20 protein-coding genes are annotated in these 18,707 nt (G+C 47.8%); 14 read left to right on the top strand and 6 right to left on the bottom strand.

What is annotated here, in order from left to right:
• Window positions 1–138 precede the first annotated feature (138 nt).
• Genes PQI28_RS04210 through PQI28_RS04200 form a run of 3 tightly spaced genes read left to right on the top strand, consistent with a single transcriptional unit; the run spans window position 139 to window position 2,785 of the window.
• On the top strand, window positions 139–789 hold the full coding sequence (locus PQI28_RS04210; RefSeq protein WP_214785532.1) for a response regulator transcription factor: 651 nt from the start codon (window positions 139–141) through the stop codon (window positions 787–789).
• Window positions 786–2,054 carry a sensor histidine kinase gene (locus PQI28_RS04205; RefSeq protein ID WP_339962602.1) on the top strand — a complete coding sequence of 423 codons (1,269 nt, stop codon included), beginning with the start codon at window positions 786–788 and terminating at the stop codon, window positions 2,052–2,054. The genes PQI28_RS04210 and PQI28_RS04205 overlap by 4 nt, the downstream gene beginning before the upstream one ends.
• Window positions 2,045–2,785 carry an AAA family ATPase gene (locus PQI28_RS04200; RefSeq protein ID WP_339962645.1) on the top strand — a complete coding sequence of 247 codons (741 nt, stop codon included), beginning with the start codon at window positions 2,045–2,047 and terminating at the stop codon, window positions 2,783–2,785. Before PQI28_RS04205 ends, PQI28_RS04200 begins: the two co-directional genes overlap by 10 nt.
• Window positions 2,786–2,897: 112 nt before the next feature.
• Here the strand turns inward: PQI28_RS04200 and PQI28_RS04195 are convergent, their stop codons facing one another.
• A complete protein-coding gene (locus PQI28_RS04195; protein WP_339962601.1) occupies window positions 2,898–3,335 on the bottom strand; it encodes a hypothetical protein in 438 nt (145 codons plus the stop codon).
• Window positions 3,336–3,554: 219 nt separating this feature from the next.
• Between PQI28_RS04195 and PQI28_RS04190 the strand changes: the two genes are divergently transcribed.
• Genes PQI28_RS04190 through PQI28_RS04175 form a run of 4 tightly spaced genes read left to right on the top strand, consistent with a single transcriptional unit; the run spans window position 3,555 to window position 6,520 of the window.
• Complete coding sequence (locus tag PQI28_RS04190) at window positions 3,555–4,229, top strand: ABC transporter ATP-binding protein (protein ID WP_339962600.1); 675 nt, start codon at window positions 3,555–3,557, stop codon at window positions 4,227–4,229.
• A complete protein-coding gene (locus PQI28_RS04185; RefSeq protein ID WP_339962599.1) occupies window positions 4,226–5,233 on the top strand; it encodes an ABC transporter permease in 1,008 nt (335 codons plus the stop codon). Before PQI28_RS04190 ends, PQI28_RS04185 begins: the two co-directional genes overlap by 4 nt.
• Window positions 5,230–5,841 carry an SAM-dependent methyltransferase gene (locus PQI28_RS04180; protein WP_339962598.1) on the top strand — a complete coding sequence of 204 codons (612 nt, stop codon included), beginning with the start codon at window positions 5,230–5,232 and terminating at the stop codon, window positions 5,839–5,841. Before PQI28_RS04185 ends, PQI28_RS04180 begins: the two co-directional genes overlap by 4 nt.
• Before the next feature lie 16 nt (window positions 5,842–5,857).
• A complete protein-coding gene (locus tag PQI28_RS04175; RefSeq protein WP_047795798.1) occupies window positions 5,858–6,520 on the top strand; it encodes an NAD(P)H-dependent oxidoreductase in 663 nt (220 codons plus the stop codon).
• Window positions 6,521–6,559: 39 nt separating this feature from the next.
• On the opposite strand, the gene PQI28_RS04170 is transcribed toward PQI28_RS04175, so the two are convergent.
• Both PQI28_RS04170 and PQI28_RS04165 read right to left on the bottom strand, forming a co-directional pair.
• A complete protein-coding gene (locus tag PQI28_RS04170) occupies window positions 6,560–7,195 on the bottom strand; it encodes a nitroreductase family protein (RefSeq protein WP_339962597.1) in 636 nt (211 codons plus the stop codon).
• On the bottom strand, window positions 7,192–7,638 hold the full coding sequence (locus PQI28_RS04165) for a MarR family winged helix-turn-helix transcriptional regulator (protein WP_078146066.1): 447 nt from the start codon (window positions 7,636–7,638) through the stop codon (window positions 7,192–7,194). Before PQI28_RS04165 ends, PQI28_RS04170 begins: the two co-directional genes overlap by 4 nt.
• 181 nt (window positions 7,639–7,819) lie before the next feature.
• Between PQI28_RS04165 and PQI28_RS04160 the strand changes: the two genes are divergently transcribed.
• From PQI28_RS04160 to PQI28_RS04140, 5 genes are all read left to right on the top strand, one after another.
• On the top strand, window positions 7,820–10,003 hold the full coding sequence (locus PQI28_RS04160; protein ID WP_339962596.1) for a malate synthase G: 2,184 nt from the start codon (window positions 7,820–7,822) through the stop codon (window positions 10,001–10,003).
• Entirely contained in the window at window positions 10,000–10,296 is a 297-nt protein-coding gene (locus tag PQI28_RS04155; RefSeq protein ID WP_015880380.1) for a hypothetical protein, read from the top strand. Before PQI28_RS04160 ends, PQI28_RS04155 begins: the two co-directional genes overlap by 4 nt.
• A gap of 75 nt (window positions 10,297–10,371) precedes the next feature.
• Window positions 10,372–11,640 (top strand): isocitrate lyase, encoded by a 1,269-nt coding sequence (gene aceA / locus PQI28_RS04150; protein WP_214746768.1) that lies wholly within the window; start codon window positions 10,372–10,374, stop codon window positions 11,638–11,640.
• A gap of 216 nt (window positions 11,641–11,856) precedes the next feature.
• Entirely contained in the window at window positions 11,857–13,182 is a 1,326-nt protein-coding gene (locus PQI28_RS04145; RefSeq protein ID WP_339962595.1) for a PepSY-associated TM helix domain-containing protein, read from the top strand.
• Window positions 13,179–13,616 (top strand): hypothetical protein, encoded by a 438-nt coding sequence (locus PQI28_RS04140; RefSeq protein ID WP_224863002.1) that lies wholly within the window; start codon window positions 13,179–13,181, stop codon window positions 13,614–13,616. The genes PQI28_RS04145 and PQI28_RS04140 overlap by 4 nt, the downstream gene beginning before the upstream one ends.
• Window positions 13,617–13,640: 24 nt before the next feature.
• Here the strand turns inward: PQI28_RS04140 and PQI28_RS04135 are convergent, their stop codons facing one another.
• Window positions 13,641–13,904: an LlsX family protein gene (locus tag PQI28_RS04135; RefSeq protein ID WP_224862999.1), complete on the bottom strand. Its 264-nt coding sequence runs from the start codon at window positions 13,902–13,904 to the stop codon at window positions 13,641–13,643.
• Between the two features lie 65 nt (window positions 13,905–13,969).
• Window positions 13,970–15,166 (bottom strand): LysM peptidoglycan-binding domain-containing protein, encoded by a 1,197-nt coding sequence (locus PQI28_RS04130; RefSeq protein ID WP_339962594.1) that lies wholly within the window; start codon window positions 15,164–15,166, stop codon window positions 13,970–13,972.
• Between the two features lie 265 nt (window positions 15,167–15,431).
• On the opposite strand from PQI28_RS04130, the gene PQI28_RS04125 reads away from it, so the two are divergent.
• Window positions 15,432–16,181, top strand: a complete 750-nt coding sequence (locus PQI28_RS04125) for a FixH family protein (protein WP_339962593.1) — start codon at window positions 15,432–15,434, stop codon at window positions 16,179–16,181.
• A 33-nt stretch (window positions 16,182–16,214) separates the two neighbouring features.
• Here the strand turns inward: PQI28_RS04125 and PQI28_RS04120 are convergent, their stop codons facing one another.
• Window positions 16,215–17,840, bottom strand: a complete 1,626-nt coding sequence (locus PQI28_RS04120) for an ABC-F family ATP-binding cassette domain-containing protein (protein WP_214695756.1) — start codon at window positions 17,838–17,840, stop codon at window positions 16,215–16,217.
• Window positions 17,841–18,029: 189 nt separating this feature from the next.
• Here PQI28_RS04120 and PQI28_RS04115 point away from each other — a divergent pair, with 189 nt between their 5' ends.
• Window positions 18,030–18,671, top strand: coding sequence for a hypothetical protein (locus PQI28_RS04115; RefSeq protein WP_339962592.1), 642 nt, complete (start codon window positions 18,030–18,032; stop codon window positions 18,669–18,671).
• The last annotated feature ends 36 nt before the right edge of the window (window positions 18,672–18,707 follow it).

The following is an 18,707-nucleotide window of genomic DNA, read 5'->3' as shown; positions in this document are numbered from 1 at the left end:
TCTCCTCCTTTGTTACTTCAAGTGTAGAACTGAAGGCTTCGGAAGTTGTGAGGGAGTTGCAAGATTTCTGCAAATTGTCTTTGGGAAACGGTGGGACGTTCGATGTGTGCGATATAATGGATGTGGAGGCGATAGGAGATGAACGTACTCGTTGTGGAAGATGAACAAAAACTGGCGGACGGCATGTCCCGTTTTTTAACCTATGCCGGGTTTGAGGTGACCGTGGCGATGACCTTGAGTGAGGCGAAACAACAGCTGCACCAACGGTTTGATGCGGTCTTATTGGATGTTCGCTTACCGGACGGGGAAGGATGGACCTTGATTCCGACATTGAAAGCGCAACAGCCCGCACCTGCCATCATCTTGACGACGGCACGAGGTGAAGCAGATGATCGCGTATTCGGATTGGAGCTCGGGGCAGACGACTATTTGGTCAAACCGATTGTCTTGAAAGAGCTGGAGATTCGTCTGAAACGTCTCGTCAAACAGACCGATTTGATTCAATTCGGAGCGCTCACCATCGACATCAAATCGAGGATGGTACAAGAGAACGGTCATCCGCTTCGACTGACAAATAAGGAGTATGAACTACTTTTGTATCTATGGAAGCACGTCGGAGAGGCGTTGGACCGGAATCGCCTGCTCGACGACGTATGGGACTACGCGTTCGTCGGAGATACGCGTACGGTCGACACGCATATTAAACAATTACGTGATAAATCACCCACACTAAAAGAACAGTTGAAGACCGTTCACCGGGTCGGTTATCGCTTAGAGGGACTGTCATGAATCGGTTGATGAAGAAATTACTGTGGACGGCTGTTCTACCACTTGCTGTGATGGCACTCTTAACTTTCGGACTCACGTCATTATTGATCGGGCGCTTCGCAGAAGACGAAACATATGCACAATTGGAGCGCGAGGCGGCGATTGTGTATGAGGCCGTTCAAGAAGGTCGTGGGATTCCAGGTCAACTAGATGTGCTCCTATTTCAGGGCGGACAACGGGTCGAGCTCGAACGTGGTGGACGGATGCATCGCATGATGCCGATCAACCTCGACCCGAATGACTTAGCGGTTCTGGACGAAGTGAGTGTAAACGGCACCCGCTTCTTGACGTATTTACAAGAAGAAGGGGATATTCAAATCGTGACGTACAGCCCCGTACCGTTCTCGAATCCACAGTTTCAGCAAATCTATCTCATCTTAGCAGGTGGATTTATCCTGGCACTGTTGGTTGCCATCGGCGTCACATTTTGGATGAGTCGTCGGCTCACACAGCCGCTCGTGGAGTTGAAGCAAGCGACCGCATCGATCATGGAGGGACGACACGACATCACTCTACCGAATGTGACGAATGACGAGATTGGAGATTTGACCGTCACGGTCGGTCGTATGAATGAATCGCTTCAAGAAAAAGAGGCGCTTCAAAAATCATTTATATCCGGGGTGACGCATGATGTGCGTACACCACTCGCCATCGTTCGGAACGAGGCGGAGATGCTGGAGCTAGGTGTTGTGGAGACATCTGATATTTCGATGACCGGGAAAAGTATTACCGAGGAAGTGGACCGGATTGACCGACTCGTCAACCAGATGCTCGAATATTCAAAATTGTCGTCGGGTACGATTCCGCTTGAAATAGAGTCGCTTCAACTAGACGAATTGATTCGTCGACTGACTTCACGCATGTCCGAGTGGTTCCGACAAAAAGACGTGACGCTCGACTTACAATTGGCACCTGTAACGATTCAAGCCGATCGACTAGCGATGGAACGGGTTCTCTCGAACTTCTTGAGAAATGCGTATGAAGCGAGTCCTTCTGGGGGACGCGTCACCATCAGACTGACGCCAAATCGATTAGAAGTGACCGATGAAGGGAAGGGAATTGACCCTACCATCCAGCATTCGATTTGGGATATGTATGTGAAGGGCGATCGTTCGAACGGACATGGTCTAGGTCTCGCCATCACGAAACTACTTCTTGAAGCACAAGGGCTTGCTTACGGGGTTAATTCAGAGAAGGGGGCAACATTTTGGATCGAATGGACATGAGGTTATTTTTGCGTGGGGTACGGTTAGAGAGGGAACGAATCCTTTCGACAGGCTATCCCTATACGTTACCGATTTTTCAGACACTCGATGAACTCTCGTTTCATCATCCTGTCACGTTTCTTGTCGGAGAGAATGGAAGTGGGAAATCGACGTTGATTGAAGGGATGGCTGTAGCCGCGGGCTTCAATCCAGAAGGCGGGGCACCTTCCTTCCAATTTGAAACAGAGTCGACGCATAGTTCCTTGTTTGAAGCGCTTCGTCCGATTCGAGGCCCGTATCGTCCGAAAGATGGTTTTTTCTTACGTGCTGAAACGGCATACCAGCTATCGAGTTATGTGGATGAGATGGCAAAGTCAGGACGTGATCCTGAACGGTTTTATGAATCATATGGCGGACGTTCCCTTCATGAACAGTCACACGGTGAAGCGTTTCTATCCCTCATGCTACATCGATTTCGTGGAGACGGTCTCTACATTTTGGATGAGCCAGAGGCCGCATTGTCACCGATGCGCCAACTGACGATGCTCGCGCGCATGCATGAACTCGTACAATCCGGCAGTCAATTCATCATTGCGAGTCACTCACCCATTTTGATGTCGTATCCAGGTGCGATGATTTTGCAAGTCGAGACGGGGCTTACTCCGACAGCGTTTGATGATCTGGAACATGTAAAGGTCATGCGCGACTATTTGGATGCGCCAGAGCGGATGCAGCGGATCTTGTTCGACTAAAAAAGCGGCCTCGGCCGCTTTTTTCATGCTTTCGTAATCTTTCGCAATAAGATGATTGCGAGGCTAACGCCCCCGGCAATCAACATATACAAGACAATCTCCAACCATGTGCTCATTCGTCGTCTCCATCCGCAAAGATCGCGAGCTCACCTTGCGGCATCGCGACCAACAGATAGGCGTCTCCGCCGAGCGGTCGTGCGTCACCTGCTTGCCAACATTCAAATTGTTCTTGAAATCCATTGATGAACAGAAGCGATCCAGATTCAAATTCGAGTTCGAGATGGGGATGTTCGTCACCGAGTCGTACGTGATGGATGCGCTCACGACGAAGCCGCATGAGTTGTTCGAGCTGTTCACCTTCGTCAAACGTGCTTTGTGTAGCGTGAACGTGCCACGGTCCCTCAATCGAGATCCATGATTCTAGTCCATGACGACTGAAATAGAGAAGATGGTGGTTCGGACCGGAACCAAAATCGATTCCGACAAAAGAAGAGGCGGTAAAGAGGTGATGCAAAATAGATGTCGCTTGTTCGTACTCCGTGGTAGACACGCCGTCACCTCACTTTAAAGAGTTGTTATCATTATCATTCCACGTTACCACACTAAAGTAAACGAATCGCACTCAATCTTCAGAAAAAAATAATGAAGGGTATTCCATCATGAAACCGCTTCAACCGGAGCGCTTCCCAATTGTCTAGATTGTTTGGGTTATACTGGAATATAATCAAGGAGAATACGCTCGATTTCGTTTGAGATAGGGGGACATGAGATGATCGTATCAATCGACAAAGCAGGATATGAGGTAAACGAGCCAGTCATTCAAGACATTTTGTTCGATGTGCGGTCAGGTGAGATTTTAGGGGTGATTGGGTCGAACGGTGCGGGAAAAACGACCACCATCGCCTGTCTGACAGGAACGATTCCATGGATGAAAGGAACAATCGAGATGGAACGCTATGCGTACATCCCGGAGCAACCGGTTTACTACGATTATTTGACATTATCGGAACATATTGCGCTCGTACAAGAATTGACGGGTGTCGAGTCGAAGGAGAAGACGAAGGAGTTGTTGCAGCTTTTCCGACTCGATCATGTGACAGACCGGTATCTCTCCTCTTTTTCAAAAGGGATGAAACAAAAAGCGATGATTTTATTGGCGCTCATTCAAGAAGCGCATGTATTGATTGTCGATGAACCGTTTATCGGATTAGATGCAACGACCACCATCCAATTACTTCGATTGTTAGAAGCGGAGCGCACGAGGGGAGCCGCTGTTTTACTAGTCACACACGTTCTTGATACGGCCGAGCGGTTGTGTGACCGGTTCGTATGGATTGATGACGGGCAACTCTTGGCGAGTGGAACGAAAGCAGAGATTCGTGAAGCACTCGAAACAGAGGGGATGACCTTGTTCGATATGATGGAAGATGTGGCGCTCCGATGATTGCGAAACGATTGTTTTGGATGCGTGTCTCCCGTTATATGAAACAACAGTGGAAGACGGTCCGACTGATTGTCGACTGGACGATTTTTTTATACGGCGTCATTCCTCTTCTCATATGGGCAGGATATTCTTACTGGCTCGTATGGGAAGGGAATATCGATTGGTTGCGTGATGTGCCTTACCTGTTATGGGCAATCCTGTTCGGATGGGTGATGTGGCAGGACCGCATGTTTGTATGGGTGGAACGCGCCGACCTCATCCTTGTGGCAGATCGTCATCTCATTCGACAGTTGAAATGGTATTCTGTTGCATATCAGATGACTCAACACCTGATTCAATATGGATTCTATCTTCTATTATTCGCACCGATTCTACATGTGGAGGGAAAGACCACTGTCGCGATTCTCGCATTCGGAGCCGCGCTTTTCTTACTCTCTTGGTGCCATGCATGGATTCAGTATCAACTTCGCCTCCGACACGTCCATCTCATGAAACGATTATTGATCGTGCTGATTGCTTTTGTAGGCGTGTATGCGCTATTGATTGAGTCGGTGTTACTCGGTGTGTTGATCGGAAGCATGATGGTCACATTTGCGTTATACGTAGGGGAAGGATGGGTGTCGAAACATCCGAATATCGGTCGCGAGATTGAAATCGGGGAACGTGAGCGTGCCTCATTCGACCGAGTCCTGCTGACAACCTCAGGTGCCATCGAGAAGACGAGTGAGCGGACACGTCCACTATATCGACCGAAACCGAATCGCTTTGGCACTGTCAGGCGGACGATGGCAATCCTCATCTATTTCAGGACGCCGAGTCATCGGAATCTATGGTTTCGACTCATTCCGCTCGGGGTCACGAGCGTGATTCTTCTCCCGAGTTGGTTCAAACTAGTGGTTCCAATCTATCTGTTATATGTCGCCTATCAGGAACAGACGTCATTTACGAGAGAAATGGAGCGGCATCCATTCTTCCAATCCATTCAAGAAAGAGGTTCATCATGAACGAACAGCAATATGAACAACTCCTACAGATCGAGACGGCCAAACTACAGCAAGGATTTCCATCTTCGGCGGAATATCACCGTTATGAACCGACTCCTTACGAGGCACTCGATTTGCTTCGGGACGCTTATCCGTTAGAGTCCACAGATACGATTGTTGATTTCGGTTCGGGCAAAGGACGTCTGCCGTTTTATTTGGCGTATACGTTTCGCGTGCGGGCAATCGGTGTCGAGATGGACGGTGGATTTCACGAGGAGGCACTCCAGAATTGGGTGTGCTATACGAAGAAACATCGTAATCGGGGAAGTGTTCAATTGGAACAGGGACTCGCGGAGGAATTCACGATTCCATCGGATGCGAATCGATTCTACTTCTTTAATCCGTTCTCTGTGAACGTCTTCCGCCAAGTGATTGTCAACATCATCGAATCTGTTGAAATAGATCCTCGCCCGGTCGATGTGATTCTATATTATCCGGCGGATGAGTACCTCCATTATTTGAACGACGAGACGCCTTTTCAGTACGTACAAACAGTGAGATTGCCGCTGAAGAATCTTCATGAGCGATTTTTGATTTATCGGTTTGATATGATGGAGTCATCTTGGTAATGGAGGAGTGAACACGATGAAAAAGAAAGACATTTTAGAAGCGTATCGTTGGCGTCAAGCGACGAAAGCATTCGATGCGGATCGTAAAATCAAAGAAGAGGACATGGAGTTCATTTTAGAGACGGGACGTCTTTCGCCGAGTTCATTCGGATTCGAGCCATGGCAATTCGTCGTGGTGCGTCGGGAAGATTTGCTCCAAAAAATTAAAGATCATGCATGGGGAGCGCAAGGTCAGGCACTGACTGCCAGTCACTTCGTGTTGATCCTCGCAAGAACACCGAAAGCCATGCGTTACGATGCGGACTACATTCGTCATATCGTGACGGGTGTACAGGGCCGGACGGAAGAAGAATACGCGCAACGCGTGAAACGGGTACAGGAGTTCCAGGAAAACGACTATCGTCTCTTGGATGATGAGCGTGTCTTCCAAGAATGGATCAAGCGTCAGACATATATCCCGCTCGGAAATATGATGACGGCTGCCGCACAAATCGAAATCGATTCATGCCCGATTGAAGGGTTCAATCAAGAAGAAATCGATGAGTTGCTCATCTCAGAAGGTGTGATGGAACGAGACGAATGGTCACTTTCGGTCATGGTTGCATTTGGGTATCGGGCGCGTGATTTCGCACCGAAAACACGCCGGGACTTCAACGAGGTCGTCAAATATATCGGATGAAAAAAAGGTTCAATCGCCTCAGCGATTGAACCTTTTGAATTATTTCCAGTCTGTGATGCGGTCGACTGGGAATCGAACTGACGGGTACCCTTCTTCTGCTGCTTTTCCGATTGAGAGAAGCATGACTGGAAGGTAACGTTCTTTGTCGAGACCGAACGCTTCAGCAATGTTCGCTTTGTCGTATCCGCCGATTGGGTTTGTGTCATATCCGTGCGCACGTGCGACGAGCATGAGTTGCATCGCAACAAGACCTGAATCGAGCATGATGCTGTCTTTGACCATTTCTTTCGGTGCATCTTTGAAGATGCCTTTGATCATGTCGACTTGACGGTCGCGGACCTCAGCCGGCATCATACCACGCTCTACCGCTGTATCGAAAATCTCTTCTGTATAATCTGCCATTTGATAGTCAGCGAAGAGGGCGATGACAGATGAAGATGTTTCCACTTGGCGTTTGTTGAAACTTGCGAGTGGAAGGAGTGTTTCTTTTCCTTCTGCGCTATCGATGACGACGAAGCGCCATGGCTGTAAGTTAAGTGATGAAGGAGCTGTTGTCGCTTCTTCAAGAATTTGTGTCATTTCTTCTTTTGAGATTTTGACGTTCTCATCGTATACACGAATCGAGCGGCGTCCTTTGACAATCTCCATAAAGTCTTTTTGTGTAGCAGTGTTCATATTGTAGTCTTCCTTTCATGGTCAATAGTATCTTGTAACATCGTTAGGGATGCTAGTAACTGTTGTTGATCCTCTACCTTCATGTTGACAAAAAGTCGGTCCGTTAAGCACTCTTTTTGCTCAGTCCAATGTGCAATTTGCTCACGACCATCGTCTGTCAACTCGACATAAATGACACGGTTGTCTTGTTCACAGCGTCTCCGCGTGATCAGTCCTTGTGTCTCTAATTGTTTCAGGTGTCGGGTGATGGCGGCATGGTCAACATCGACGCGTTGTTGCAATTCACGCTGTCGCAATGGACCGACGTGATACAGGTTGCTTAAAATGTCGTAGCGACTCAGGCTGAGCCCGTCCATTTCAGAGTCGAATAATTGCCCCAATTCTTTTTGTACGGTGATGATGTGATAGAGAATTTGATCACGGAGCGAGCAGGAATCTCGCATGCACATCGCCTCCTCAAATCATTGATGACTCAATCATTGATGGGTCACACAATGTATAGTAAACCCATCCTGACGAGATTTCAAATAAAAAGTTTTAAGAAATGGGTTGTCAAACTGTTATATAATAGTCTATATTGTAATCAACTGATATATAACAACTATTAAAGGAGGATGTGAACGCTTGGAACACTATGAACGACTAAATACGTATCATGTTCATGAAAAGCTGGTTGAATTTGTGAATAAAAACGTACTTGAACCCCAGGAAATCAACGTTTTTTGGGAAGGCGTTGAATCGCTTCTAGAGCGTTTCATTCCAGTGAATCAGACACTTCTGGAGCAGCGCATGACATATGAGCGATTGTTACAGGAGTGGTACAGTCGCCAAGAAGAAGTCGATCCAATCGAATATGAGACATTTTTAACGTCAATCGGCTATATCGAACCGATTGTCGAAGATTTTAACATCGAGGTTTCGGGTGTCGATCGTGAAATCGCGCATCAAGCGGGACCGCAACTCGTCGTACCGTTAGACAATGCCAGATATGCACTTAACGCCGCCAATGCCAGATGGGGAAGTCTCTACGACGCCCTTTATGGAACAGATATGATTGAAGAGGCGGACGGTATGGAAAAGGGACGAGGATATAATCCCGTTCGCGGTAATGAAGTTATTCGGTTGGCGAAACAGTTTCTAGATGACACGTTCCCGCTACCGTCAGGGTCGCACAAGGAAGTGACGCAATACGTCGTTCGTGATGATGTCGCTTATGCGGTAATCGGGGATGACGAGCATTCGTTCGCAGATGATTCTTTCGTCGGTTACACCGGGGAACCGAACGAGTTGAAGACGTTGATGCTCAGACACCATGCCTTACACGTTGAACTGCAATTTGACCGCGAGCATCCGGTCGGCAAAGTCGATCCTGCTGGACTGATGGACATCGAGCTCGAATCAGCCCTATCCGCAATCGTGGATTGTGAAGACTCGGTCGCAGCCGTTTGTGCGGAAGACAAAGTTCATCTGTATCGTAATTGGCTCGGCTTGATGGATGGGACGCTTGAAGCCTCGTTCCAAAAGAACGGGGAGCGACTCTCTCGACGTTTAAACGAAGATAAGCGTTTGATTGGAAAAGGTGGGGCGGAAGTTGTCCTCCCAGGACGCGCACTCTTATTCATTCGAAATGTCGGACACTTGATGACGACGGACTTGATCCTTGATGCAGAAGGTCGTGAGGTACCAGAGGGGATCGTTGATGCCATCTTCACTTCATTGATCGCGAGTCGCCATCTACATCGCCGCCTCAACTCTCGGGAAGAATCGATCTATATCGTCAAACCAAAAATGCACGGGTCTGAAGAAGTAGCATTCACCAATGACTTGTTTGACGCTGTAGAAGATCTGTTAGAACTTCCACGCCATACGTTAAAAGTCGGCGTGATGGATGAAGAGAGACGAACGTCGCTCAACTTGAAAAATTGTATCGCTCAAGTAAAAGAGCGGGTCGTTTTCATCAACACGGGATTCCTCGACCGGACGGGGGACGAGATTCATTCCTCGATGACACTCGGACCGATGCGTCGAAAGGGAGAAATGAAGACGTCACCTTGGCTCGCTGCATATGAACGGTTGAATGTATCAACTGGTCTCGAGAGCGGGTTCCATCATCAAGCACAAATCGGAAAAGGGATGTGGGCGATGCCTGACCAGATGCGGGACATGATGCGTGAAAAAATTGCGCATGTACGCTCCGGGGCAACGACGGCATGGGTGCCTTCGCCGACAGCGGCGACGCTCCATGCGATGCACTATCATCAACTCGATGCTTTTGATGTACAGCGAGAATTGATCAAGCAGCCTCATTCGAAACATGAGCGACAACAGCTCCTCGACATTCCGCTCGCGACGCGCATCTATTCACAAGACGAAATTAAAGAAGAGCTCGAGAACAACTTACAAGGATTGCTCGGATACGTCGTTCGTTGGGTCGAACAAGGTGTAGGTTGTTCGAAAGTACCGGATATTCACCATATCGGACTGATGGAAGACCGAGCGACACTCCGGATTTCGAGCCAACACGTGGCCAACTGGCTGCATCACGGCATCTGTTCAGCAGATCAAGTGGAGGTCACACTTTATCGGATGGCGCAAGTTGTCGATGAGCAAAACGAGTCAGATCCGAATTACCGACCGATGACACCGAATGTCGATCAGTCAATCGCCTATCAAGCCGCTCACGAACTCGTGTTTCATGGGTTGAAACAGCCGAACGGGTACACGGAACCAATCTTGCATCGCCGCCGCCGTGAATTTATGAAGCGACAAACCGTGGAGTTCAATTTAAAAGGAGGAACCTCATCATGACAACGAAAAAAATGGAAAGCGAACAGTTGATTGAACGTTGGGTCGTCCGCCGCATCGTATCTGGAGAATCGACAGCATCACTTGCGAATACAGCATTCGTATATGGCAATGACTTGATGCGCCTCGTCTTGGACCGTGCCGACGGCTCGCTCCAAATCATGAAAGAGCCGATCGATGAAGTCGTCGTCTTCCGCAAACCGGAAGATCGGGACGAAGAGAACGTATGTCGTTGCTGCGGGATGGAGCACTCGACGTTCAAAGCGGCATTGGAGTGCTGTGCTTACCTCGACTAAATTGTTTGATTTGGACTATCTGTTATATAACAAAGAAAATTTAATGAAATTAATATAATACAGGAGGTTTTGTTGATGAAACAACGCGAAGAATTGGTGAACAGCTGGAAGTCAGAACGATTTGAAGGGGTAGAACGTCCATACTCTGTAGAAGACGTCATGAAGTTACGAGGGTCTATCGTGATTGAACAAACGCTTGCGACAAAAGGAGCGGAACGCCTGTGGCAATTGATGCATGAGCGTGACTACGTTCATGCGCTCGGCGCGTTGACAGGGAACCAGGCCATTCAGCAAGTGAAGGCAGGACTCGAAGCCATCTACTTAAGCGGTTGGCAAGTAGCGGCAGACGCTAACCTGTCAGGTCACATGTACCCGGACCAAAGTTTATATCCGGCCAACTCGGTTCCGAGTGTTGTCAAACGAATCAACCAGGCGCTTCAACGTGCCGATCAAATTCAAACGGCAGAAGGAAAAGGCGATACGCATTGGTTCGCACCGATTGTCGCGGATATGGAAGCGGGGTTCGGTGGTGTCCTCAACGTATTCGAATTGACGAAGGCAATGATTGAAGCAGGTGCTGCCGGTGTTCACCTCGAAGACCAGCTCTCGTCTGAGAAGAAATGTGGTCACCTTGGTGGGAAGGTGTTACTCCCAACCCAGACGGCTGTGAAAAACTTGATTTCGGCTCGGCTCGCGGCAGACGTCATGGGTGTCCCGACAATCATCGTAGCACGGACAGATGCGCACGCGGCGAACTTGATCACGAGCGACATCGATCCAATCGATCACCCGTTCATCATTGGAGAGCGTACACCGGAAGGCTTCTATCGTACGGAAGCTGGTATCGAGCAAGCCATCGCTCGTGGTCTTGCTTATGCACCATATGCAGATCTCGTCTGGTGTGAGACGTCTGAACCAGATTTGGCAGAGGCACGTCAATTTGCCGAAGCGATTCATGCGAAGTATCCAGGAAAACTTCTCGCTTACAACTGTTCGCCATCGTTTAACTGGAAGAAGAAGTTGTCAGACGAAGAGATCGCGACGTTCCAACAAGAAATCGGCGCAATGGGATACAAGTTCCAGTTCGTCACACTCGCTGGATTCCACGCGCTCAACTTCGGCATGTTCGAGCTCGCACGCGGATACAAAGACCGTGGCATGGCTGCGTACTCGGAGTTACAACAAGCAGAATTTGCGGCTGAAGTACATGGTTACACGGCGACACGTCATCAGCGTGAAGTCGGGACGGGGTACTTCGATGAAGTCTCACTCGTTATTTCAGGTGGGCAATCATCAACGACTGCACTCGCCGGTTCGACAGAAGCAGAGCAATTCACAAATTAATCACACTTTGGAGACGCCAATTTGTTGGCGTCTCTTTGTTTATGTGAAAATGTGTGGAGTAAGTCCTAAAATATGTGAAAAAAAGATGAATTAAAGTTCATTTTGACTTCTCTATATCGACGAATAGTTGTCACAAATAGTAAGAATAAAACGTTTCCATCCCTTGTATACTCAATCTGTTCACAAGTTGGACACAAAAAATAAGGGGGAAGCGGTATGCAAGGGGAACGATTGAACAAACGCAACGCTTGGTATCAAGCGATTTGGCGTTGGCACTTTTATGCAGGTCTTATATTTGCACCGATTTTCATTATCTTGGCTGTGACAGGAAGCATTTATTTGTTTGAACCACAAGTCACGAAGATGCAATACAAAGACATGATGACGGCATCTTTCACGGAAGAACAGCCGATAGAAATCCAAAAGGAATCATTCATGACAGAATATCCGGATGCGATAATCACATCGATTCGATTGCCGAATGAAGATGAATCGACTCGAATCGGTTGGATGAACAATGATGAGATGATGTATACATATATTCATCCAGAAACTGCCGAAGTTTTAGGGACACGAACTGCTGAAAGTAGTATGGATTTGTTGGTTGTGATTCATGGCACACTATTAGGCGGACAAATCGGGAACTGGATTGTCGAGCTTGCGGCATCATGGGCCATTATTCTTCTCATTACGGGAACGTTCTTATTCTGGCCACGTGGGAAAAATCCGGTTCGGATGCTCATGCCGAAGCTCGGGAAAGGTCGGCAATGGTGGAAACAAATGCACGGTAGCGTCGCTTTATGGTCATCGCTAGGTCTCGTCATCATCATTAGTTCAGGTCTTGCCTGGTCCTCCGTGTCGGGAGCGATGTTGCAGTGGGTCTCCTCGTCGACAAATACGGGAGCACCGCTGTATGCCTATGCGTTTGGCGCTAAACCGGAATCAACTGTAACCACAAAAGATGTGGCAGAAGACGTACCTTGGGCAACACAAGCAGATCTTGTACCGGCATCTTCACCAAGTACACTGTTGCCAATTGACTTGAAGCAGGTCGTGAACAATACGTCGATCAATCGACCGTACACGATCTCGCTTCCAGAAGGCGAAACAGGCGTCTATACCGTCACATCGGCAGCAGGACACCCGTTCAAAGAAGCAACGGTGAACTTAGATCAATATAGCGGTGAGACACTTAGTTCTGTAACGTATGCGGATTATGGGATTCTCGGAAAACTGATTACGGTCGGCATCGCCTTCCATGAAGGTCGCTTGTTTGGATTACTGAATCAATTGATTGGGGTCGCGCTTTGTATAGGTCTCATTTTTGTGGTCATCAGCTCGTTCGTAATGTGGCGCAAACGAAAAGTCGGATCCATCGAACAGATGAAGCGGTTCGAAGACGAACGGATCAAACGAATCGTTGGTATCTCGATTTTACTTCTCGGTGTGACATTACCGCTCGCGGGAATCAGCATCCTTATCGTTCTCGTATTCGATTGGTTGATCGGACGCCGGAAGTTGAAAGCGGAGGTGGCGGCATGAAACGATTCAAAGCAGTTTTTCCTGTCATCATGGCGACAATCTGGTTAGGGGCATGTCAACTTCAACCGATCGAACGTACGATTGATCCGATTGGCATTCAATTGATAGTACCTGAACGCGTGGAAGTCGGATCGACGACACTTGCGATGAAAGTAGCGAATGACGAACGCGTGACAGAAAGCCATATTCAAGTCACACCTTATGCTACCGAAGACACACAGACATACGAAGTGACGGAAAGGGATGGCTACCTCGTAACGAGCGTGAAGCTCGATCAAGGAATCTATCAAGTGAACGGCATGGTGCATGAAGGGCAGAAAGTGTATACCCCAACTGCATGGATGATTGTCGGCGATGTACCGCAAGACCAAATCGACCAGATTGAACAATCGACAGTTCAGTCACATGATCACGATGGTGGACATCATCACTAAAAATAACCGCTGCACGCGCAGCGGTTATTTTTGTTTGAGGCGTGCCCCAATTTCTCCGACGAGAATAGCGATTCCCATAAAACCTGCACCAAGTATGGCCATCTGATTCTGATTGGCGACCCCGACCTCGTTTTCGAATTGATAAATGTCACGAGTGAAGAATTGGATTGGTTCACCGGATGTGAGTGCTTGTTCATAACCGAGCCAAATCAAAATCGAGAATGTGGCAATGGAGACACCAAGTCCGATGAGTGCAGCGATACTAACGCGGATTGCGATTCGAGTCATAGCGATTCCTCTTTTCCTGTTTGCATACGATACGTCACAAGTAGAGGAAAAGATTCACGGTTCACTCATTTCGGAATGGTCAACACTTGCCCGACACTGATGAGGTTAACGTTCGTGATGTTATTGGCGGCGGCAATCTTCGCGACGGTCGTATTGTACATCGTCGCAATCTTATACAGTGTGTCGTCCGACTTTACGGTGTATTTCACGGTCGTTGTAGGTGGAGGTGTGACGGTTGTTCCTGGAATGATGAGCACCTGACCGACAGTGATGGAGTTGACGTTGGTGATATTGTTAGCGGCTGCAATTTTCGCGACGGTGGTATTGTACATCGTCGCAATCTTGTAAAGCGTGTCGCCCGACTTCACGGTGTATTTCAAGGTCGTTGTAGGTGGTGGAGTGACGGTTGTTCCTGGAATGATGAGCACTTGTCCGACATAGATTAAGCTATAGTTGGTTATATTGTTAGCTGCCGCTAAAGCGGATACGGTGACGCCATACGTCCGTGCGATGCTGTACAACGTGTCACCGGACTTCACAGTATACGTTTTGTTCGTTGACGTGTTTTGATAGGCGAGTAATTGCGAGACCGTGACGAATTGGTACCCTTTTGCTTTCAGTTGTGAAATCATCGTTGGGAGTGCAAGTGGAGTACCCGGTGCACCCGCACCTGTATGCATCAAGACGATTGAACCCGGGTTGATATTGGTTTGTACTTTCGTATTGATTTGACTCGCGGTCAACCCTTTCCAGTCAATCGTATCGATGTTCCATTGAATCGTGTAACCATAGCCAGCAGCACCGACGCCGTTCAACACAGTACTATTGACGGCTCCGAACGGGGCTCTGAAAATCGGTTTTGTCGTTTTTCCGGTCAACGACTTGATCAAAGCTTCCGTGCGGTCGAGTTCGGGTTTCATTTGAGTGGCAGTTAGTTTCGTGAAGTCTGGGTGTGTGTATGAGTGATTACCGAGCTGATGCCCTTTTGCGGCGATGTTTTTAATGTATTGGGGATGGTTGTTTGCACCGGATCCTGTTAAAAAGAAAGTGGCTTTGACGTTGTTTTTTGCTAAAATGTCTAAAATCTTGTTCGTGTTCGCCCCGTCTGCCCCGTCATCGAACGTCAATGCGACGACCTTGCTCGTCGTGTTCACGCTCGTGACAAATTTTGAAGCGGCGGCACTGACGGAAATCGATTGTGTGATCACCATCACCAATAAGATGAACAGTGCCATCGCCCCACGAATGACCTTACGTTTCATCTGAATTCGCCTCCATTCATGATGTAACTCTCTTGATGTTAAGACTTTCCAAATGATTGACCTTGATATATTTTATATACCCCTTTTTAGAAATGATGGACTAAAATTCGGAAATGTACTCAATAAATTTTGATTCAACTATATGTGTGAAATTTGTGAGAATGTATCGTGGGATATATCACAGAATGCTCACACTCTTTTTGGAAAGAGATGGTATCATGAACAATGTGTGAAAGATGTAAGCGATTTATAAGGAGGACTTATGATGAAAAAGATGATGACACGGTTTGGGGTCGTGTTGGGGCTCATCGGGTTGTTCGTACTCGGTGCGTGTGGTACGGAGAAGGAAGCGGAGAGCGCAGCTGTTCCACAATCGATGGAACCAGTAGAGGCAGAGTTGACGGTTGCTGCGACGGCAGAAAAAGGAGAAGCGGTACCGTTATCTGTAACAGTCACGCAAGATGGTCAACCTGTAGACGATGCGGATGAAATCAAGTTCGAAGTATGGAAGAACGGTGCGAAGGAAGAAAGTGACATGATCAAGGCGTCACTCACGAAAGATGGTGTCTATGAAGCGGAAACGACGTTCGCTGAAGAAGCGGTCTATACGGTCCAGGTTCACGTGACAGCGCGTTCGATGCATACGATGCCAACGACGAACGTTACGGTCGGACATCCTGAAACGGCTGCCGAAGCGGAAGAGGATAGTGACCACCATCACCATGCAGGAGCGGACATCACGCTCGAACCGAAAGAGGCGACAGCTGGTGAGGAACAGCCGTTCATGGTACATGTCATGATTGAAGAGGAGATGCTAGCGGGGGCAGACGTACAACTCGAAATCTTCCAAGACGGGGCAGAGAAACATGAGTGGGTGAAGTTAGAGGAAGCAGATGCTGGGATGTACAAAGGGATGCACACCTTTGCTGAATCTGGCGCATACAACGTTCAAGTCCATGTCACGAAAGGTCATGACATTCATGAGCACGTGATGGAGACGGTAGACGTAAAATAAAAATGATCGGCTCACGCGAGCCGATCATTTTTATTATGCATTTTGGTAAAGTGATTCAACTTGTTGTTGGAGCGCTTCGTTCTCCAAGTACTCATCGTAAGTTGCTTCTTTATCCACGATGCCATTCGGTGTCACTTCGATGATGCGTGTCGCAATCGTCGAGATGAGCTGATGGTCATGTGAGCTGAAGAGGAGTACGCCTTTGAATGACTCGAGACCGTTGTTGAGTGCTGTGATCGATTCGAGGTCCAAGTGGTTCGTCGGATCGTCGAGGACGAGCACATTCGAGTTTGAGAGCATCATCTTCGAGAGCATGCAGCGTACTTTTTCTCCCCCTGAGAGGACAGACGCCTTCTTCATGACTTCTTCGCCTGAGAAGAGCATGCGGCCAAGGAATCCACGAAGGAACGTATCTGACTCATCGGCTGGTGAGAACTGACGCAACCAGTCGAGGATGCTCTTTTCCGAGCCCTCGAAGTATTCCGAGTTGTCTTTCGGGAAGTACGACTGAGTCGTCGTCACGCCCCATTTGACCGAACCTGTATCTGGTTCCATCTCACCCATTAGAATTTTGAAGAGTGTCGTGATCGCAACGTCAGAACGACCAACGAATGCGACTTTGTCCGTCTTGTTAAGTGAGAACGTGACGTTGTCGAGCACTTTTACGCCATCAATCGTTTTCGAAACGTTGTCGACATAGAGAACATCGTTCCCGATTTCGCGTTCCATCGTGAATCCGACGAATGGATAACGACGTGATGACGGACGAATGTCGTCGAGTGTGATCTTATCGAGCAACTTCTTACGTGACGTCGCTTGACGCGCTTTCGATGCGTTCGAGCTGAAACGTGCGATGAAGTTTTGAAGCTCTTTGATCTTCTCTTCTTTCTTCTTGTTCTGATCTGCCGCCATACGTGTAGCAAGTTGGCTTGACTCATACCAGAAGTCGTAGTTCCCGACATACAATTGGATTTTTCCGAAGTCGAGGTCTGCCATGTGTGTACAGACTTTGTTCAAGAAGTGACGGTCGTGGGAAACGACGATGACTGTGTTTTCAAAGTTGATTAAAAACTCTTCTAACCATTGAATTGCTTTGAGGTCAAGTCCGTTGGTCGGCTCGTCCAAAAGCAAGATGTCTGGCTTACCGAAGAGTGCTTGGGCAAGAAGGACTTTGACTTTCTCGCCACCTGTGAGTTCGCTCATTTGTTTCTGGTGAAGCGCTTCTGTGATCCCGAGACCTTGAAGAACCATCGAAGCTTCTGACTCTGCTTCCCAACCGTTCAACTCGGCGAATTCACCTTCGAGTTCAGCTGCGCGCATCCCGTCTTCATCTGAGAAATCTTCTTTCATATAGATGGCGTCTTTTTCTTTCATGACGCTGTAAAGACGCTCGTGACCCATGATGACGGTCTCGAGAACAGCACTGTCCTCATACGCGTAGTGGTCCTGTTTGAGGACCGCGAGACGCTCACCCGGTGTGATGCTGACATCACCCGTCGTCGTATCTTGCTCACCTGATAAAATCTTTAAGAATGTCGATTTACCGGCACCGTTCGCACCGATCAATCCGTAACAGTTGCCTGGTGTGAACTTGATGTTCACGTCTTCGAACAACTTGCGACCGCCAAATTGTAGGCTGACGTTATTTACTGTAATCATGTATGGTATCCCTCGTTTTTCTGATTAGTTTACGACGTGTATTGTATCACGTTTTTGAAAAACGCGCAGTGTCACGTCATGATTCACAAACGTTAAAGAAAAACTTGTGCATCAGGATAGAGGATTATACAACGTAAGATGGAAATATTATGTAGAACAGAAATGCACGTGAATCAAATGGGGGGTACTATGAAACAAATTAGACTCTGGCTGATCATCCTATTCATTGCGGTCAGTTCAAGTATCGTGAATTCGCTATTGAAGAATGAACTTCAAACGTTTGAGGTAGGGAAGTTTGAGTTTGGGAAATATGATGATTTTGACGAGGCGTTGGCTAAAGGTCTAACTTATGACATGAATAGATTGATTTATATAACACGACACGATGGGGTGACCATCGTCATGTACACGACGATTCCGGATCCTGTAGAGTTCCAAGATGTCATGGAGTTTCAAGATAATAGTGAGTTTCAAAATGAGATGGAGGCACTAGTCGTCCAGTTCTTTGAGGGGAATAATGAGGAAGGGTGGGAGCTTCTTGGACCAAGAGGGTGGACGTACTATGAAAACGACAACTTCACCTCATATAGCACATTTTTACGAGAATACGATGACGCCGGAAACGTCGAACATTCTTTCAATGTGGGATTTGGAGAAGTGAACAATCCAGAAATCGATACGATTGAAACGACATCCCATCACGAAAATACGTTCACCGAGGCAACGATGATTCAAAAAGGCCCGTACCGATATTATTTTCAAATTGGAGAAGACGCGATTGTACGAGGAATTTCTGTGGACGGTGAGATCATCGATCAACAAGGTAGCTGACACTTCGATGCACAGAAAAAGCCATCATCATGATGG

It is taken from the genome of Exiguobacterium sp. USCH10, from assembly GCF_037619445.1.
GTDB lineage: Bacteria > Bacillota > Bacilli > Exiguobacteriales > Exiguobacteriaceae > Exiguobacterium > Exiguobacterium aestuarii_A.
The sequence above is the reverse complement of the archived record's forward strand: the minus strand, read 5'-3'. Positions and strand labels throughout refer to the sequence as shown.

Coding starts and splice junctions, on each gene's coding strand:
- PQI28_RS04130 (WP_339962594.1), bottom strand. CDS start 15,166: ATGAAACGTAAGGTCATTCGTGGGGCGATGGCACTGTTCATCTTATTG.
- PQI28_RS04120 (WP_214695756.1), bottom strand. CDS start 17,840: ATGATTACAGTAAATAACGTCAGCCTACAATTTGGCGGTCGCAAGTTG.
- PQI28_RS04200 (WP_339962645.1), top strand. CDS start 2,045: ATGGACATGAGGTTATTTTTGCGTGGGGTACGGTTAGAGAGGGAACGA.
- PQI28_RS04165 (WP_078146066.1), bottom strand. CDS start 7,638: ATGCGAGATTCCTGCTCGCTCCGTGATCAAATTCTCTATCACATCATC.
- PQI28_RS04180 (WP_339962598.1), top strand. CDS start 5,230: ATGAACGAACAGCAATATGAACAACTCCTACAGATCGAGACGGCCAAA.
- PQI28_RS04190 (WP_339962600.1), top strand. CDS start 3,555: ATGATCGTATCAATCGACAAAGCAGGATATGAGGTAAACGAGCCAGTC.
- aceA (WP_214746768.1), top strand. CDS start 10,372: ATGAAACAACGCGAAGAATTGGTGAACAGCTGGAAGTCAGAACGATTT.
- PQI28_RS04135 (WP_224862999.1), bottom strand. CDS start 13,904: ATGACTCGAATCGCAATCCGCGTTAGTATCGCTGCACTCATCGGACTT.
- PQI28_RS04210 (WP_214785532.1), top strand. CDS start 139: ATGAACGTACTCGTTGTGGAAGATGAACAAAAACTGGCGGACGGCATG.
- PQI28_RS04185 (WP_339962599.1), top strand. CDS start 4,226: ATGATTGCGAAACGATTGTTTTGGATGCGTGTCTCCCGTTATATGAAA.
- PQI28_RS04205 (WP_339962602.1), top strand. CDS start 786: ATGAATCGGTTGATGAAGAAATTACTGTGGACGGCTGTTCTACCACTT.
- PQI28_RS04155 (WP_015880380.1), top strand. CDS start 10,000: ATGACAACGAAAAAAATGGAAAGCGAACAGTTGATTGAACGTTGGGTC.
- PQI28_RS04170 (WP_339962597.1), bottom strand. CDS start 7,195: ATGAACACTGCTACACAAAAAGACTTTATGGAGATTGTCAAAGGACGC.
- PQI28_RS04175 (WP_047795798.1), top strand. CDS start 5,858: ATGAAAAAGAAAGACATTTTAGAAGCGTATCGTTGGCGTCAAGCGACG.
- PQI28_RS04115 (WP_339962592.1), top strand. CDS start 18,030: ATGAAACAAATTAGACTCTGGCTGATCATCCTATTCATTGCGGTCAGT.
- PQI28_RS04125 (WP_339962593.1), top strand. CDS start 15,432: ATGAAAAAGATGATGACACGGTTTGGGGTCGTGTTGGGGCTCATCGGG.
- PQI28_RS04140 (WP_224863002.1), top strand. CDS start 13,179: ATGAAACGATTCAAAGCAGTTTTTCCTGTCATCATGGCGACAATCTGG.
- PQI28_RS04145 (WP_339962595.1), top strand. CDS start 11,857: ATGCAAGGGGAACGATTGAACAAACGCAACGCTTGGTATCAAGCGATT.